We start from the raw sequence: 408 nt of genomic DNA, 5'->3' as shown, positions 1-408 counted from the left end.
GTCCCACAAGGCCACGTCCACCGCGGCGATCGCGCTCATCGTCACCGGGCCGCGCCGCCAGTACGCACCGCGGTAGAAGAATTGCCAGATGTCTTCGATGCGGCCGGCATCGCGGCCGATCAGGTTCGGCACCAGGTGTTCCTGCAGGTACGCCGCCACCGCCAGTTCGCGGCCATTGAGCGTGGCATCGCCCAGCCCGGTGATGCCCGAGCGGGTGCGGATCTTCAGGGTGACGAAGTTGCGGCCCGGGCAGGTGACGATGACGCGCGCCTCGACGATCTCGCGATCGCGGGCCGAGCCTTGCAGCGGAGCAGGGGAGTCGGGGGTCTGTGACATCGTGGTCTCGCTCAGGGAGAAGTGGCGGCAGTGAGGGGGAGTTCGAACGGGCCGGCCGGCAGGCCGCTGCGG

1 pseudogene is annotated in these 408 nt (G+C 69.6%); it reads right to left on the bottom strand.

Annotated features, from left to right (window positions below):
• Positions 1–336, bottom strand: a pseudogene (locus EO174_RS00035) (hypothetical protein); the annotation flags it as partial.
• Between the last annotated feature and the right edge of the window lie 72 nt (positions 337–408).

The organism is Xanthomonas sp. BRIP62418 (assembly GCF_003993495.1).
Taxonomy (GTDB): Bacteria; Pseudomonadota; Gammaproteobacteria; order Xanthomonadales; family Xanthomonadaceae; genus Xanthomonas; species Xanthomonas euroxanthea.
Note: the sequence above shows the minus strand (reverse complement) of the source record. Positions and strands in the feature narration are given on the sequence as shown.